The sequence below is a fragment of the Ensifer sp. ENS10 genome, assembly GCF_014852025.1.
Taxonomy (GTDB): Bacteria; Pseudomonadota; Alphaproteobacteria; order Rhizobiales; family Rhizobiaceae; genus Ensifer.
On the sequence record NZ_JACVAS010000001.1, the window covers coordinates 1,411,279 to 1,425,865 of the forward strand.

Sequence of the window (14,587 nt, forward strand, 5' to 3'; positions counted from 1 at the left end):
CACGATAGTGCGTCCTCTGCTTTATTTGGGGCCATCTGCGGAAAGGCGGATCGGCCCCTGTTTTGCGCATTTCATGAGGCGTTCGAAACTGCCGGCGACGGCAACGATCCGCCCGCAAGGGTAACGTGATAAGATTTTGCAAGGGATGGGTATATGCCTACCGTAAACCAGCTGATCCGCAAGCCTCGTCAGGCACAGGTAAAGCGCAATAAGGTTCCTGCTCTGCAGGAAAACCCGCAGAAGCGTGGCGTTTGCACCCGCGTTTACACCACGACCCCGAAGAAGCCGAACTCGGCTCTCCGTAAGGTTGCCAAGATTCGTCTGACGAACGGCTTCGAAGTCATCGGCTACATTCCGGGTGAAGGTCACAACCTTCAGGAACACTCGGTTGTCATGATCCGCGGCGGCCGCGTTAAGGACCTTCCGGGCGTTCGTTACCACATCATCCGTGGTGTTCTCGATACGCAGGGCGTCAAGAACCGCAAGCAGCGTCGTTCGAAGTACGGTGCGAAGCGTCCGAAGTAATTCGGTTTTGAAAATCCCGGCGCTGCGCGAGGTCCTCCGCGTGGTAAAGCGCTGAAACAGTTTGAAGAGACGAGAAGTATGTCCCGACGTCATAAAGCAGAAAAGCGCGAGATCAATCCGGATCCGAAGTTCGGTGATCTGGTTGTCACGAAGTTCATGAACGCCATCATGCTGCACGGCAAGAAGTCTGTTGCCGAAAGCATTGTCTACGGCGCGTTCGATGCGGTTCAGGTCAAGCTGAAGCAAGAGCCGATCACCGTATTCCACTCTGCGCTCGACAACATCGCGCCGCACGTTGAAGTGCGTTCGCGCCGCGTCGGTGGTGCAACTTACCAGGTTCCGGTCGATGTTCGTCCGGAGCGTCGCCAGGCCCTCGCCATCCGTTGGCTGATTGCGGCCGCACGCAAGCGTAACGAAACGACCATGGTTGATCGCCTGTGCGGCGAACTCATGGACGCAGCGAACAACCGTGGTAGCGCCGTGAAGAAGCGCGAAGACACGCACAAGATGGCTGATGCCAACCGTGCGTTCTCGCATTATCGCTGGTAATTCTGGCGCGAACGTCTCAAGAGGCAGTCCACTATGGCACGCGAATACAAAATCGAAGACTACCGTAATTTCGGTATTATGGCGCACATCGACGCTGGCAAGACCACGACGACTGAGCGCATCCTGTACTACACCGGCAAGTCCCACAAGATCGGCGAAGTCCACGACGGCGCTGCGACCATGGACTGGATGGAGCAGGAGCAGGAACGCGGCATCACCATCACCTCTGCCGCCACGACCACCTTCTGGAAGGGCCGTGACGGCAAGACCCGCCGCTTCAACATCATCGACACCCCCGGCCACGTTGACTTCACCATCGAAGTCGAGCGTTCGCTGCGCGTTCTCGACGGTGCTATCGCGCTTCTCGACGCCAACGCCGGTGTTGAGCCGCAGACGGAAACCGTCTGGCGTCAGGCTGAGAAGTACAATGTTCCGCGCATGATCTTCTGCAACAAGATGGACAAGACCGGCGCCGACTTCTACCGCTCGGTCGAGATGATCAAGACCCGTCTCGGTGCAACGGCTGTCGTCATGCAGCTGCCGATCGGTGCTGAAACCGAATTCAAGGGCGTTATCGATCTGATCGAGATGAATGCTCTCGTCTGGCGCGACGAGTCCCTCGGCGCTCAGTGGGACGTTGTCGAAATCCCGGACGACCTGAAGGACAAGGCCGAAGAATATCGCGAAAAGCTGATCGAGACCGTTGTCGAGATCGACGAAGCTGCGATGGAAGCCTATCTCGAAGGCAACATGCCCTCGAATGACAAGATCCGCGAACTCGTTCGCCGCGGCACCATCGACGTGAAGTTCCACCCGATGTTCTGCGGTACCGCGTTCAAGAACAAGGGCGTTCAGCCGCTTCTCGACGCCGTCGTTGACTACCTGCCGTCGCCGCTCGACATTCCGGCGATCAAGGGTATCGACGCCAAGACCGAAGCAGAGATCGAGCGTCACGCTGATGATGCCGAGCCGCTTTCGATGCTCGCGTTCAAGATCATGAACGACCCCTTCGTCGGTTCGCTGACCTTTGCGCGCATCTACTCGGGCAAGCTCGAAAAGGGCTCGTCGGTCATGAACACGGTCAAGGACAAGCGCGAGCGCGTCGGCCGCATGCTGCAGATGCACTCCAACAGCCGTGAAGACATCGAAGAAGCATTTGCTGGCGACATCGTTGCTCTGGCTGGTCTCAAGGAAACCACGACGGGTGATACGCTCTGTGACCCGCTGAAGCCGGTTATCCTCGAGCGCATGGAGTTCCCCGAGCCGGTCATCCAGATCGCGATCGAGCCGAAGTCCAAGGGCGACCAGGAAAAGATGGGCCTCGCGCTCAACCGTCTGGCTGCCGAAGACCCGTCCTTCCGCGTCAAGACTGACCAGGAATCCGGTCAGACGATCATCGCCGGCATGGGCGAACTTCACCTCGACATCATCGTCGACCGCATGCGTCGCGAGTTCAAGGTTGAAGCAAACGTCGGCGCGCCGCAGGTTGCTTACCGCGAAACCATCACGCGCCAGCACGAAGAAGACTACACGCACAAGAAGCAGTCCGGTGGTACCGGTCAGTTCGCGCGCGTCAAGATCGTCTTCGAACCGAACCCGGAAGGCGAAGACTTCAAGTTCGAATCCAAGATCGTCGGCGGTGCTGTTCCGAAGGAATACATCCCGGGCGTTCAGAAGGGTATCGAAAGCGTTCTGTCTTCGGGTCCGCTCGCTGGCTTCCCGATGCTGGGCGTCAAGGCGACGCTCATCGACGGCGCATTCCACGACGTCGACTCGTCGGTCCTGGCCTTCGAAATCGCATCGCGTGCTTGCTTCCGTGAAGCGGCCAAGAAGGCTGGCGCACAGCTTCTCGAGCCGATGATGAAGGTCGAAGTCGTAACGCCGGAAGACTATGTCGGTGACGTTATCGGCGACCTGAATTCTCGTCGTGGCCAGATCCAGGGCCAGGAATCGCGTGGCGTTGCTGTCGTGATCGCCGCAAACGTGCCGCTCGCGAACATGTTCAAGTACGTCGACAACCTGCGTTCGATGTCTCAGGGTCGCGCACAGTACACGATGACCTTCGATCACTACGCGCCGGTTCCGTCGAACGTCGCACAGGAAATCCAGGCGAAGTATTCCGGTCAGAAGTGACCGGAATACCCTTTCGCTGACAGAAGTTAAAAGTTTTCCCCGGTAGGGGATAGAAAACGGAGAGCCGGAAATGGCAAAGAGCAAATTTGAGCGCAACAAGCCGCACGTTAACATTGGCACGATTGGCCACGTTGACCATGGCAAGACGTCGCTGACCGCAGCGATCACGAAGTACTTCGGCGAGTTCAAGGCGTATGACCAGATCGACGCTGCGCCGGAAGAAAAGGCCCGTGGTATCACCATTTCGACGGCCCACGTTGAGTACGAGACGCCGAACCGTCACTACGCTCACGTTGACTGCCCCGGCCACGCCGACTACGTCAAGAACATGATCACCGGTGCCGCTCAGATGGACGGCGCGATCCTGGTTTGCTCGGCTGCTGACGGCCCGATGCCGCAGACCCGCGAGCACATCCTGCTCGCTCGCCAGGTTGGCGTTCCGGCAATCGTCGTGTTCCTCAACAAGGTCGACCAGGTTGACGACGCCGAGCTTCTCGAGCTCGTCGAACTCGAAGTTCGCGAACTTCTGTCGTCCTACGAATTCCCGGGCGACGACATTCCGATCATCAAGGGCTCGGCTCTTGCTGCTCTGGAAGATTCGGACAAGAAGATCGGCGAAGACGCGATCCGCGAGCTGATGGCTGCTGTTGACGCCTACATCCCGACGCCGGAGCGTCCGATCGACCAGCCGTTCCTGATGCCGATCGAAGACGTGTTCTCGATCTCGGGCCGTGGTACGGTTGTGACCGGTCGCGTTGAGCGCGGTATCGTCAAGGTCGGCGAAGAAGTTGAAATCGTCGGCATCCGCGACACGTCGAAGACGACGGTTACGGGCGTTGAAATGTTCCGCAAGCTGCTCGACCAGGGCCAGGCCGGCGACAACATCGGCGCGCTGATCCGTGGTGTTAACCGTGACGGCGTTGAGCGTGGCCAAATCCTGTGCAAGCCGGGTTCGGTCAAGCCGCACAAGAAGTTCATGGCTGAAGCCTACATCCTGACGAAGGAAGAAGGCGGCCGTCATACGCCGTTCTTCACGAACTACCGTCCGCAGTTCTACTTCCGCACGACGGACGTGACGGGCATCGTGACGCTGCCGGAAGGCACGGAAATGGTCATGCCGGGCGACAACGTCACCGTTGCCGTCGAGCTGATCGTTCCGATCGCGATGGAAGAAAAGCTGCGCTTCGCGATCCGCGAAGGTGGCCGTACCGTCGGCGCAGGCATCGTTGCCTCGATCGTCGAGTAATCGACGAGACTGAGGGCGGAGAAATGCGAGGCGCATGTGCTATGCGCCTCGAACATACCCGCCCCGAAAGAATTAGTTGGTCGCACGGCTTGCCGAAGACGACGAAATAGTGCAAATGGCGCCCACGCGTGATTTGCACGGTGCTTCGACGTTGTGCGCTCACAAAAAGACAGGCCGGCCACGGCCGCTCAAATAGGAAGGGGCAGGGGAAACCCTGTCCCTCCGATCTTTGAAAATTAGCGGACTGGCCGAACATTAAACGAAGTTCAATGCGTGTTTTTCCACGGAAACCGCAGACAACATGAACAAGGATAAGTCGTATGAACGGCCAGAACATCCGCATCCGCCTCAAGGCGTTTGATCACCGGATCCTCGACGCCTCGACGCGCGAAATCGTGTCGACGGCAAAGCGTACCGGTGCAAGCGTGCGCGGTCCCGTACCGCTGCCGACGCGCATTGAAAAGTTTACGGTCAACCGCTCGCCGCACGTCGACAAGAAGAGCCGTGAACAGTTCGAAATGCGCACCCATAAGCGCCTTCTCGATATCGTAGACCCGACCCCGCAGACCGTTGACGCGCTGATGAAGCTCGACCTGGCTGCCGGCGTCGACGTGGAAATCAAGCTTTAATAACAAGGAAGGTACGTGGACCCCGGTCCAACGGCTTCCGAAAACGGGCGACCTCAAGATCGGATGATCTCAAGGAAACCTTAAACCAGAGATGTGAGGGGGCTCGCCCCATCACTAACTCTCAAGAGGAATGAACCGATGCGTTCAGGTGTGATTGCACAGAAAGTGGGAATGACCCGCGTCTATAACGACGCCGGTGAGCATATCCCGGTTACAGTATTGAAGCTGGAGAACTGCCAGGTGGTAGCCCAGCGTACGGAAGAGAAGAACGGCTACGTGGCTGTCCAGCTGGGCGCCGGCCGTTCGAAGGTCAAGAACACGCCGAAGGCGATGCGCGGCCATTTTGCTGCTGCCAACGTCGAGCCGAAGGCGAAGCTCGTCGAGTTCCGCGTTTCCGCGGACAACCTGATCGACATCGGTGCAGAACTGACGGCCAACCATTTCGTTGCCGGCCAGCTCGTTGACGTCACCGGTACCACGATCGGTAAGGGCTTTGCTGGTGCGATCAAGCGCCACAACTTCGGTGGTCTGCGTGCAACGCACGGCGTTTCCGTATCGCACCGTTCGCATGGTTCTACCGGTTCCAACCAGGATCCGGGCCGCGTTTGGAAGGGCAAGCGCATGGCTGGTCACATGGGTCAAACCCGCGTCACCACCCAGAACCTCGAAGTCGTATCGACCGATGAAGACCGCGGTCTGATCCTGGTCAAGGGCGCAGTCCCCGGCTCCAAGGGTGCCTGGATCGTCGTTCGTGACGCCATCAAGTCGGGCACCCCGGAAGGCGCTCCGCGCCCGGCCGCTGTGCGCGCCGAAGCATCGAAGTAAGGGAGCCGAGTAATGGATCTCAACGTCAAAACCCTCGAGGGCAAGGACGCGGGAAAGGTTTCCCTTTCTGACGCCATTTTCGGCCTCGAACCCCGTGAAGACATCATTGCCCGCGTCGTTCGCTGGCAGCTCGCCAAGAAGCAGCAGGGCACGCACAAGGCCAAGGGCCGCGCAGAAGTTTCGCGCACCGGCGCCAAGATGTACAAGCAGAAGGGTACGGGCCGCGCCCGCCACCACTCCGCTCGCGCTCCGCAGTTCCGCGGCGGTGGCAAGGCCCATGGCCCGGTCGTCCGCAGCCACGAGCATGATCTGCCGAAGAAGGTTCGCGCCCTCGGCCTGCGTCATGCACTGTCGGCCAAGCTGAAGGCTGCAGAGATCATCGTCATCGACGATCTCGTTGCCAAGGAAGCCAAGACCAAGGCTCTCGCCGGCGTATTCGCATCGCTCGGCCTCACCAACGCTCTCATCATCGGCGGCGCCGAGATCGAGAACAATTTCAAGCTCGCAGCCCAGAACATCCCGAACGTGGACGTTCTGCCGGTTCAGGGCATCAACGTTTACGACATTCTGCGCCGTGGCAAGCTCGTGCTTTCCAAGGCTGCCGTGGAAGCTCTGGAGGAGCGGTTCAAATGACGGATCTTCGCCACTACGACGTGATCGTGTCTCCCTCGATCACTGAAAAGTCGACGCTGGTTTCCGAGCAGAACCAGGTCGTCTTCAACGTCGCCAAGGACGCTTCGAAGCCTGAAATCAAGGCTGCTGTCGAAGCTCTGTTCGGCGTCAAGGTTACGGCCGTGAACACGCTCGTCCGCAAAGGCAAGACGAAGCGTTTCCGCGGCTTTGCCGGAAAGCAGAAGGACGTGAAGAAGGCGATCATTACGCTCGCCGACGGTCAGTCCATCGACGTCTCCACCGGTCTCTAACGGATAGGCCCATTAGGGTAAAAACCCAAAAGGGAACAAGAAAATGGCATTGAAAAGTTTCAATCCGACGACCCCGAGCCAGCGCCAGCTGGTCATCGTTGACCGGGCTGGCCTCTACAAGGGCAAGCCGGTCAAGGCGCTGACCGAGGGCCTGTCCTCCAAGGGCGGTCGCAACAACCTCGGTCGCATCACCGTTCGCTTCCAGGGCGGCGGTCACAAGCGTACCTACCGCCTGGTCGACTTCAAGCGTCGCAAGTTCGACGTTGAAGGCACGGTCGAGCGTCTGGAATACGACCCGAACCGCACCGCCTTCATCGCGCTCGTCAACTATGCCGACGGCGAAAAGGCCTACATCCTCGCTCCGCAGCGTCTCGCTGCCGGCGACAAGGTCATCGCTTCGGAGAAGGCCGTTGACGTCAAGCCCGGCAACACGATGCCGCTGCAGTACATCCCGGTCGGCTCCATCATCCACAACGTGGAAATGAAGCCGGGCAAGGGCGGCCAGATGGCCCGCTCCGCCGGTACCTACGCGCAGCTCGTCGGTCGTGACCAGGGCATGGCGATCCTTCGTCTGAACTCGGGCGAACAGCGTCTCGTGCACGGTTCCTGCCTCGCATCGATCGGCGCCGTATCGAACCCCGATCACGGCAACATCAATGACGGTAAGGCTGGTCGTTCGCGTTGGCGCGGCAAGCGTCCGCACGTTCGCGGCGTCGTCATGAACCCGGTTGACCACCCGCACGGCGGTGGTGAAGGCCGTACCTCGGGTGGTCGTCACCCGGTTACCCCGTGGGGCAAGCCCACGAAGGGCAAGCGTACGCGCTCGAACAAGGCGACCGACAAGTTCATCATGCGCTCGCGGCACCAGAAGAAGAAGTAAGAGAGGAAGTCTCGAATGACTCGTTCAGTATGGAAAGGTCCGTTCGTTGACGGTTATCTTCTCAAGAAGGCTGAGAAGGTCCGCGAAGGCGGTCGTAACGAAGTGATCAAGATTTGGAGCCGCCGCTCCACGATCCTTCCGCAGTTTGTCGGCCTCACCTTCGGCGTCTACAACGGCAGCAAGCACGTTCCGGTCAGCGTCAATGAAGACATGGTCGGTCACAAGTTTGGCGAATTCTCTCCGACCCGGACCTACTACGGTCATGGCGCGGACAAGAAGGCAAAGAGGAAGTAACAATGGGCAAGGCAAAAGCCGAACGCCGGCTGAAGGATAATGAGGCGCAGGCAATTGCGCGCACGATCCGCGTCAGCCCCCAGAAGCTCAACCTGGTTGCCGCGATGATCCGCGGCAAGAAGGTCGACCGCGCTCTGGCCGAACTGGAGTTCTCCCGCAAGCGCATTGCAGAAACGGTCAAGAAGACCCTTGAATCTGCCATCGCAAACGCAGAGAACAACCACGATCTCGACGTCGATTCGCTCGTCGTTGCAGAAGCTTACGTTGGCAAGTCGATCGTCATGAAGCGCTTCCACGCCCGTGGTCGCGGCCGTGCATCGCGCGTCGAAAAGCCGTTCTCGCACTTGACGATCGTCGTTCGCGAAGTGGAAGCCAAAGGGGAGGCCGCATAATGGGTCAGAAGATTAATCCGATCGGTTTCCGTCTCGGTATCAACCGGACCTGGGATAGCCGTTGGTTTGCAGACAACGCCGAATACGGCCAGCTGCTTCATGAAGACCTGAAGATCCGCGCTTACCTGATGGAAGAGCTGAAGGCTGCCGGCATCGCCAAGGTGGTCATCGAGCGTCCGCACAAGAAGTGCCGCGTCACGATCCACTCGGCTCGCCCGGGTCTCATCATCGGCAAGAAGGGCGCCGACATCGAAAAGCTCCGCAAGAAGCTTTCCGAGATGACCAACTCCGAAACGCACCTCAACATCGTTGAAGTGCGCAAGCCGGAAGTTGACGCAACGCTCGTTGCCCAGTCGATCGCCCAGCAGCTCGAGCGCCGCGTGGCTTTCCGCCGTGCGATGAAGCGCGCTGTTCAGTCGGCCATGCGTCTTGGCGCCGAAGGCATCAAGATCACCTGCGCCGGTCGTCTCGGTGGCGCCGAAATCGCTCGTACCGAATGGTACCGCGAAGGTCGCGTTCCGCTGCACACCCTGCGTGCGGACATCGACTACGGCACGGCCGAAGCGGAAACCGCTTTCGGTATCTGCGGCATTAAGGTCTGGATCTTCAAGGGCGAAATCCTTGAGCACGATCCGATGGCTTCCGAGCGCCGTGCGATCGAAAGTGACAACCAGGGCCCTGGCAGCCGTGATCGCGACCGTGGCGATCGTGACCGCCGTCGTGAAAACGCGTAACATTCGCGTTTGGCAGCCAATATCGGAGAAGTAAAAAAATGTTGCAGCCAAAGCGTACGAAGTATCGCAAGCAGTTCAAGGGCCGCATCAAGGGCGTAGCCAAGGGCGGTTCTGATCTTGCCTTCGGCGAATTCGGCCTGAAGGCTCAAGAGCCGAACCGCGTCAATGCGCGCGAGATCGAAGCGGCCCGCCGCGCGATCACGCGTCACATGAAGCGCGCCGGCCGCGTGTGGATCCGTGTGTTCCCCGACGTTCCCGTAACCGCCAAGCCGACGGAAGTCCGCATGGGTAAGGGTAAGGGTTCGGTCGAATACTGGGCATGCAAGGTCAAGCCCGGCCGTATGATGTTTGAGATCGATGGTGTCAGCGAAGAACTTGCCCGTGAGGCACTTCGTCTTGGCGCTGCCAAGCTCTCTGTCAAGACGCGCTTCGTGCAGCGTATCGCAGAGTAAGGAGTGAACTCATGAAAGCCGTAGAAGTTCGCGCTCTGAGCGCCGATCAACTCAACGAAGAGCTTGCCAAGCTGAAGAAGGAGCAGTTCAACCTGCGCTTCCAGAAGGCAACCGGCCAGCTCGAGAAGTCTTCGCGTATCAACGAAGTCCGCAAGGACATCGCACGCGTCAAAACCATTGCCCGCCAGAAGGCGGCAGAAGCCAAGGCCTAAGGACCAGAAAATATGCCGAAACGCATTCTGCAGGGCACTGTTGTCAGCGACAAGAACGACAAGACCGTCGTCGTCCGGGTCGAGCGCCGTTTTGCGCACCCGATCCTCCAGAAGACTGTCCGTCGCTCGAAGAAGTACAAGGCGCACGACGAAAACAACCAGTTCAAGGTTGGTGACGTCGTTTCCATTGAGGAATGTGCGCCGATCTCGAAGGATAAGCGCTGGACGGTTGTAGCCGTCCACGCTTGATTTCTGCAGGTTTTGACCTGAAGACCCTTGCGTCTTGGGCAAATACCTGTATGAAGCACGCAATTGAAGCAGGGGAACGCTCGAGTCCGGGCGTTCTTTTGCTTTGAGATGAGCACTATAAGCCAGGCGAGGGGGTTTCGACCCAACCGGCCGGGTAACAACAAGAAGGCGACCTGACATGATTCAGATGCAAACAAACCTCGACGTGGCGGATAATTCCGGCGCACGTCGTGTCATGTGCATCAAGGTGCTGGGCGGCTCCAAGCGCAAGTATGCGTCGGTCGGCGACATCATTGTCGTTTCGATCAAGGAAGCCATTCCGCGCGGCCGCGTAAAGAAGGGTGATGTCATGAAGGCTGTTGTCGTTCGCACTGCGAAGGACATCCGCCGTCCGGATGGCTCTGTCATCCGCTTTGACACCAACGCAGCCGTTCTTATCGATAACAAGAAAGAGCCGATCGGCACCCGTATCTTCGGACCGGTTCCGCGCGAACTTCGCGCCAAGAACCACATGAAGATCATCTCGCTGGCTCCAGAAGTACTCTAAAGGAGCGTAGAGAGATGCAAAAGATTCGCAAAGGCGACAAGGTTGTCGTTCTCACCGGTAAGGACAAGGGCCGTACCGGCGAAGTCGTCCAGGTTATGCCGAAGGAAGACCGGGCTGTTGTGCGTGGCGTCAACATGGTGAAGCGTCACCAGCGCCAGACCCAGAGCCAGGAAGCCGGCATCATCAATAAGGAAGCCTCGATCCATCTTTCGAACATCGCGATTGCCGATCCGAAGGACGGCAAGCCGACTCGCGTCGGTTTCAAGATCGACGGTGACAAGAAGGTCCGCGTGGCCAAGCGTTCGGGAGTAGTGATCGATGGCTAAGTCCGCTTACGAGCCGCGGCTCAAGAAGGAATACGTAGAGCGCATCCGCAAGGCGATGCAGGAGAAGTTCTCCTACGCCAACGAAATGCAGATCCCGCGCCTCGACAAGATCGTCATCAACATGGGTGTTGGCGAATCGACGGGCGACTCGAAGAAGCCGACCGTTGCTGCTGCCGACCTCGCTGCGATTGCTGGTCAGAAGCCGGTAATCACCCGCGCTCGCAACTCCATCGCAGGCTTCAAGCTTCGCGAAGGCATGCCGATTGGTGCCAAGGTTACCCTGCGCGGCGTTCGGATGTATGAGTTCCTGGATCGTCTCGTGAACATCGCTCTTCCGCGCGTTCGCGACTTCCGTGGCCTCAATCCGAAGTCCTTCGATGGCCGTGGCAACTTCGCCATGGGCGTCAAGGAGCACATTGTGTTCCCTGAGATCAACTACGACAAGGTTGATCAGATGTGGGGCATGGACATCATCGTTTGCACGACGGCTACTAACGACGACGAAGCACGCGCTCTGCTCACAGAGTTCAACTTCCCGTTCCGTCAGTAATCCGTAACGACAAGCGTAAAGAAGGATAACTGTTATGGCGAAAACGAGCGCAGTTGAAAAGAACAAGCGCCGCCGCAAACTGGTTGCCGGGCAAGCTTCAAAGCGTGCCGCGCTGAAGGCAATCATCATGAACCAGTCTCTGCCGATCGAAGAGCGGTTCAAGGCAACCATCAAGCTGGCAGGTCTGCCGCGCGATGGATCCAAGACCCGCATTCGCAACCGCTGCGAAGTCACCGGCCGTCCGCGCGCCTACTATCGTAAACTTCGTATGTCGCGTATTGCGCTTCGCGAACTGGGCAATCTCGGCAAGGTGCCGGGCATCGTCAAGTCGAGCTGGTAAGGAGACGGGCACATGGCAATGACTGATCCGCTGGGCGATATGCTCACCCGTATCCGTAACGGCGCGGCTCGCCGCAAGTCGAGCGTTTCCACGCCGGCTTCGAAGCTCCGCGCACGCGTTCTGGATGTCCTTCAGGCTGAAGGCTACATCCGTGGATACTCTGAAGTCGTGTTTGGCAACGGCAAGGCCGAGCTGAACATCGAACTGAAGTACTACGAAGGCGCTTCCGTAATCCGTGAGATCGGACGCGTTTCCAAGCCGGGCCGCCGAGTTTATGTCTCGGTTAAGTCCATTCCGCAGGTCGCGAACGGCCTCGGCATCACCATCCTTTCGACCCCGAAGGGTGTGATGGCCGATCACCAGGCACGCGAACAGAATGTTGGTGGCGAGATTCTTTGCTCCGTCTTCTAAGGCGTAGCAAGTTCTCCATAGCGAACAGACAGGTATAAAAATGTCTCGTATCGGTAAGAAGCCCGTTCAGGTTCCGGCAGGCGTCACGGCAAGCGTTGATGGCCAGAAGGTAACGGCGAAGGGCCCGAAGGGCGAACTGTTCTTTGTTGCAAACGACGAAGTTTCGGTAAAGCTCGAAGATAATGCGGTTGTCGTACAGCCGCTCAGCCAGAGCAAGGATGCTCGTTCGAAGTGGGGCATGTCCCGCACGATGATCGAGAACATCTTGAAGGGCGTCAAGGACGGTTACGAGCGCAAGCTCGAAATCAACGGCGTTGGTTATCGTGCGTCGCTGCAGGGCAAGAACCTGCAACTGGCGCTCGGTTTCAGCCACGACGTCGTCTACCAGACGCCGGAAGGCATCACGATTGCTGTTCCGAAGCCGACCGAAATCATCGTGTCCGGCATCAACAAGCAGCAGGTCGGCCAGGTTGCCGCGGAAATCCGCGAATACCGTGGCCCCGAGCCCTACAAGGGCAAGGGCGTCAAGTATGCCGAAGAGCGGATTGTCCGCAAAGAAGGCAAGAAGAAGTAAGGATCACGCGAAATGGCTAGCAGGAAAGATACTCTTGTGCGTCGCGCCAACCGCGTGCGCCGTCAAATCAAGGCGGTCGCCAATGGCCGTCCGCGCCTGTCGGTTCATCGCTCGTCGAAGAACATCTACGTACAGGTTATCGATGACGTTGCCGGCAAGACGCTTGCGTCTGCCTCCACGCTCGATACCGATCTACGTTCGTCTTTGAAGACGGGCGCTGACGCGGCAGCTGCTGCTGCCGTCGGCAAGCTCATCGCTGAGCGCGCCGTAAAGGCTGGCGTCAAGGACGTTGTCTTTGATCGTGGCGCCTTCATCTATCACGGCCGCATCAAGGCTTTGGCCGAAGCTGCACGTGAAGGTGGTCTGAACTTCTGATCGATCACAGGGCGGGCCTCGAGTCCGCCCTGGACGATCAGTGGTTTCCGGTCGCTTCCAGTCGGAAAGACGGAGGCGACTTTTGTCAATCTGCCGATTGCACCCGGAAAAGAAAAAGGAAAAGGACAATGGCACAAGAAAGAAAGGGTTCTCGCGAAGATCGCCAGAACCGCGAAGAGCGCGACAGCGAATTTGTCGACAAGCTCGTAGCAATCAACCGCGTCGCCAAGGTGGTGAAGGGCGGTCGTCGTTTCGGTTTCGCCGCTCTCGTCGTCGTTGGCGACCAGAAGGGCCGCGTCGGCTTCGGCCATGGCAAGGCACGCGAAGTGCCGGAAGCCATCCGCAAGGCGACGGAAGCTGCCAAGCGCGACCTGATTTTCGTCCCGCTGCGTGGTGGTCGTACCCTGCATCACGACGTTCATGGCCGTCACGGCGCCGGCAAGGTGCTGCTGCGTTCGGCCAAGGCCGGTACCGGTATCATCGCCGGTGGCCCGATGCGCGCCGTCTTCGAAACGCTCGGCGTTCATGACGTCGTCGCCAAGTCGACCGGTTCGTCGAACCCCTACAACATGGTTCGCGCAACCTTCGACGCCCTCAAGAACCAGATGCACCCGAAGGACATCGCAGCTCAGCGCGGCATCAAGTACGCCACGCTCCAGGCTCGTCGTGTTTCCTCCGGCGCTGCTTCCGAAGAATAAGGGAGCTGACAGATGGCTAAGAAAGAACTTGCCAAGAAGACGGTTACCGTCGAGCAGATCGGTAGCCCCATTCGCCGTCCGGCCGTGCAGCGTCAGACGCTCATCGGTCTGGGCCTCAACAAGATGCACCGGGTTCGCACGCTCGAAGACACTCCGTCTGTTCGCGGCATGATCCGGACCGTCCAGCACCTCGTTCGCGTCGTCGACGAGAAGTGAGGGGGATAAGCTCATGAAACTGAATGAAATCAAGGACAACGAAGGCTCTACCCACAGCCGTAAGCGTCTCGGCCGTGGTATCGGTTCGGGTTCCGGCAAGACGGCCGGCCGCGGTGTCAAGGGTCAGAAGGCTCGTTCGGGCGTTGCTATCAACGGCTTCGAAGGCGGCCAGATGCCGATCTACCGTCGTCTGCCGAAGCGCGGCTTCAACAACATCTTCGCTTCGGAGTTTGTTGTCGTGTCGCTCGGCCGTATCCAGACGGCAATTGACGCCAAGAAGCTCGACGCTTCGAAGACCGTCGATGCGGCTGCCCTCAAGGCTGCCGGCGTCATCCGTCGCGAAAAGGACGGCGTCCGCGTTCTCGCTGACGGCGAACTGAAGGCGAAGGTTTCGATCGAAGTCGCTGGCGCTTCCAAGTCGGCGATCGAAAAGATCGAAAAGGCCGGCGGTTCGGTCAAGCTGCTCGCAGCCGCTGCTGAATAATATTATTGATGAACCGCCCGGGG

General features: G+C 58.8%; 25 protein-coding genes. All 25 read left to right on the forward strand.

What is annotated here, in order from left to right:
- The first annotated feature begins 153 nt into the window (after nt 1-153).
- The 25 genes from rpsL (at nt 154) to rplO (ending at nt 14,564) form a co-directional block, all read left to right on the forward strand.
- Nucleotides 154-525 carry a 30S ribosomal protein S12 gene (rpsL, locus tag IB265_RS06810; RefSeq protein ID WP_003507760.1) on the forward strand — a complete coding sequence of 124 codons (372 nt, stop codon included), beginning with the start codon at nt 154-156 and terminating at the stop codon, nt 523-525.
- Between the two features lie 78 nt (nt 526-603).
- Complete coding sequence (gene rpsG / locus IB265_RS06815) at nt 604-1,074, forward strand: 30S ribosomal protein S7 (protein WP_057252175.1); 471 nt, start codon at nt 604-606, stop codon at nt 1,072-1,074.
- A gap of 33 nt (nt 1,075-1,107) precedes the next feature.
- The gene (fusA, locus tag IB265_RS06820) at nt 1,108-3,207 is read left to right on the forward strand and encodes an elongation factor G (RefSeq protein ID WP_057252176.1); all 2,100 of its coding nucleotides are present in this window, start codon (nt 1,108-1,110) and stop codon (nt 3,205-3,207) included.
- Nucleotides 3,208-3,277: 70 nt separating this feature from the next.
- A complete protein-coding gene (gene tuf, locus IB265_RS06825) occupies nt 3,278-4,453 on the forward strand; it encodes an elongation factor Tu (protein ID WP_034795467.1) in 1,176 nt (391 codons plus the stop codon).
- A 320-nt stretch (nt 4,454-4,773) separates the two neighbouring features.
- Nucleotides 4,774-5,082 carry a 30S ribosomal protein S10 gene (gene rpsJ / locus IB265_RS06830; protein WP_003507767.1) on the forward strand — a complete coding sequence of 103 codons (309 nt, stop codon included), beginning with the start codon at nt 4,774-4,776 and terminating at the stop codon, nt 5,080-5,082.
- 138 nt (nt 5,083-5,220) lie between these two features.
- The gene (gene rplC / locus IB265_RS06835) at nt 5,221-5,907 is read left to right on the forward strand and encodes a 50S ribosomal protein L3 (RefSeq protein ID WP_057255569.1); all 687 of its coding nucleotides are present in this window, start codon (nt 5,221-5,223) and stop codon (nt 5,905-5,907) included.
- Nucleotides 5,908-5,919: 12 nt separating this feature from the next.
- A complete protein-coding gene (rplD, locus tag IB265_RS06840) occupies nt 5,920-6,540 on the forward strand; it encodes a 50S ribosomal protein L4 (RefSeq protein ID WP_058324771.1) in 621 nt (206 codons plus the stop codon).
- Entirely contained in the window at nt 6,537-6,830 is a 294-nt protein-coding gene (locus IB265_RS06845) for a 50S ribosomal protein L23 (protein ID WP_057255571.1), read from the forward strand. The genes rplD and IB265_RS06845 overlap by 4 nt, the downstream gene beginning before the upstream one ends.
- 43 nt (nt 6,831-6,873) lie before the next feature.
- A complete protein-coding gene (rplB, locus tag IB265_RS06850) occupies nt 6,874-7,710 on the forward strand; it encodes a 50S ribosomal protein L2 (RefSeq protein WP_113478804.1) in 837 nt (278 codons plus the stop codon).
- Nucleotides 7,711-7,725: 15 nt separating this feature from the next.
- Entirely contained in the window at nt 7,726-8,004 is a 279-nt protein-coding gene (gene rpsS, locus IB265_RS06855) for a 30S ribosomal protein S19 (RefSeq protein WP_018239488.1), read from the forward strand.
- Between the two features lie 2 nt (nt 8,005-8,006).
- Entirely contained in the window at nt 8,007-8,396 is a 390-nt protein-coding gene (gene rplV / locus IB265_RS06860) for a 50S ribosomal protein L22 (protein WP_057255573.1), read from the forward strand.
- On the forward strand, nt 8,396-9,130 hold the full coding sequence (gene rpsC, locus IB265_RS06865; protein ID WP_057255574.1) for a 30S ribosomal protein S3: 735 nt from the start codon (nt 8,396-8,398) through the stop codon (nt 9,128-9,130). The genes rplV and rpsC overlap by 1 nt, the downstream gene beginning before the upstream one ends.
- Before the next feature lie 38 nt (nt 9,131-9,168).
- Nucleotides 9,169-9,582, forward strand: a complete 414-nt coding sequence (rplP, locus tag IB265_RS06870) for a 50S ribosomal protein L16 (protein WP_011975175.1) — start codon at nt 9,169-9,171, stop codon at nt 9,580-9,582.
- Between the two features lie 11 nt (nt 9,583-9,593).
- Entirely contained in the window at nt 9,594-9,794 is a 201-nt protein-coding gene (rpmC, locus tag IB265_RS06875; protein ID WP_057255575.1) for a 50S ribosomal protein L29, read from the forward strand.
- A gap of 12 nt (nt 9,795-9,806) precedes the next feature.
- Nucleotides 9,807-10,043, forward strand: coding sequence for a 30S ribosomal protein S17 (rpsQ, locus tag IB265_RS06880; RefSeq protein ID WP_057255576.1), 237 nt, complete (start codon nt 9,807-9,809; stop codon nt 10,041-10,043).
- Between the two features lie 178 nt (nt 10,044-10,221).
- Complete coding sequence (rplN, locus tag IB265_RS06885) at nt 10,222-10,590, forward strand: 50S ribosomal protein L14 (protein WP_034795548.1); 369 nt, start codon at nt 10,222-10,224, stop codon at nt 10,588-10,590.
- Between the two features lie 14 nt (nt 10,591-10,604).
- Nucleotides 10,605-10,916, forward strand: a complete 312-nt coding sequence (rplX, locus tag IB265_RS06890; protein WP_025426674.1) for a 50S ribosomal protein L24 — start codon at nt 10,605-10,607, stop codon at nt 10,914-10,916.
- Entirely contained in the window at nt 10,909-11,466 is a 558-nt protein-coding gene (rplE, locus tag IB265_RS06895) for a 50S ribosomal protein L5 (protein ID WP_057255577.1), read from the forward strand. The genes rplX and rplE overlap by 8 nt, the downstream gene beginning before the upstream one ends.
- A gap of 34 nt (nt 11,467-11,500) precedes the next feature.
- Entirely contained in the window at nt 11,501-11,806 is a 306-nt protein-coding gene (gene rpsN / locus IB265_RS06900) for a 30S ribosomal protein S14 (RefSeq protein WP_057255578.1), read from the forward strand.
- A 12-nt stretch (nt 11,807-11,818) separates the two neighbouring features.
- Nucleotides 11,819-12,217, forward strand: a complete 399-nt coding sequence (rpsH, locus tag IB265_RS06905; protein ID WP_025426677.1) for a 30S ribosomal protein S8 — start codon at nt 11,819-11,821, stop codon at nt 12,215-12,217.
- A 40-nt stretch (nt 12,218-12,257) separates the two neighbouring features.
- Nucleotides 12,258-12,791 carry a 50S ribosomal protein L6 gene (rplF, locus tag IB265_RS06910; RefSeq protein WP_057255579.1) on the forward strand — a complete coding sequence of 178 codons (534 nt, stop codon included), beginning with the start codon at nt 12,258-12,260 and terminating at the stop codon, nt 12,789-12,791.
- Nucleotides 12,792-12,803: 12 nt separating this feature from the next.
- On the forward strand, nt 12,804-13,166 hold the full coding sequence (gene rplR / locus IB265_RS06915) for a 50S ribosomal protein L18 (protein ID WP_025426679.1): 363 nt from the start codon (nt 12,804-12,806) through the stop codon (nt 13,164-13,166).
- A 128-nt stretch (nt 13,167-13,294) separates the two neighbouring features.
- Complete coding sequence (gene rpsE / locus IB265_RS06920) at nt 13,295-13,864, forward strand: 30S ribosomal protein S5 (RefSeq protein WP_057255580.1); 570 nt, start codon at nt 13,295-13,297, stop codon at nt 13,862-13,864.
- A 12-nt stretch (nt 13,865-13,876) separates the two neighbouring features.
- On the forward strand, nt 13,877-14,080 hold the full coding sequence (gene rpmD, locus IB265_RS06925) for a 50S ribosomal protein L30 (protein ID WP_058329562.1): 204 nt from the start codon (nt 13,877-13,879) through the stop codon (nt 14,078-14,080).
- Between the two features lie 13 nt (nt 14,081-14,093).
- Nucleotides 14,094-14,564, forward strand: coding sequence for a 50S ribosomal protein L15 (rplO, locus tag IB265_RS06930; RefSeq protein WP_057255582.1), 471 nt, complete (start codon nt 14,094-14,096; stop codon nt 14,562-14,564).
- The last annotated feature ends 23 nt before the right edge of the window (nt 14,565-14,587 follow it).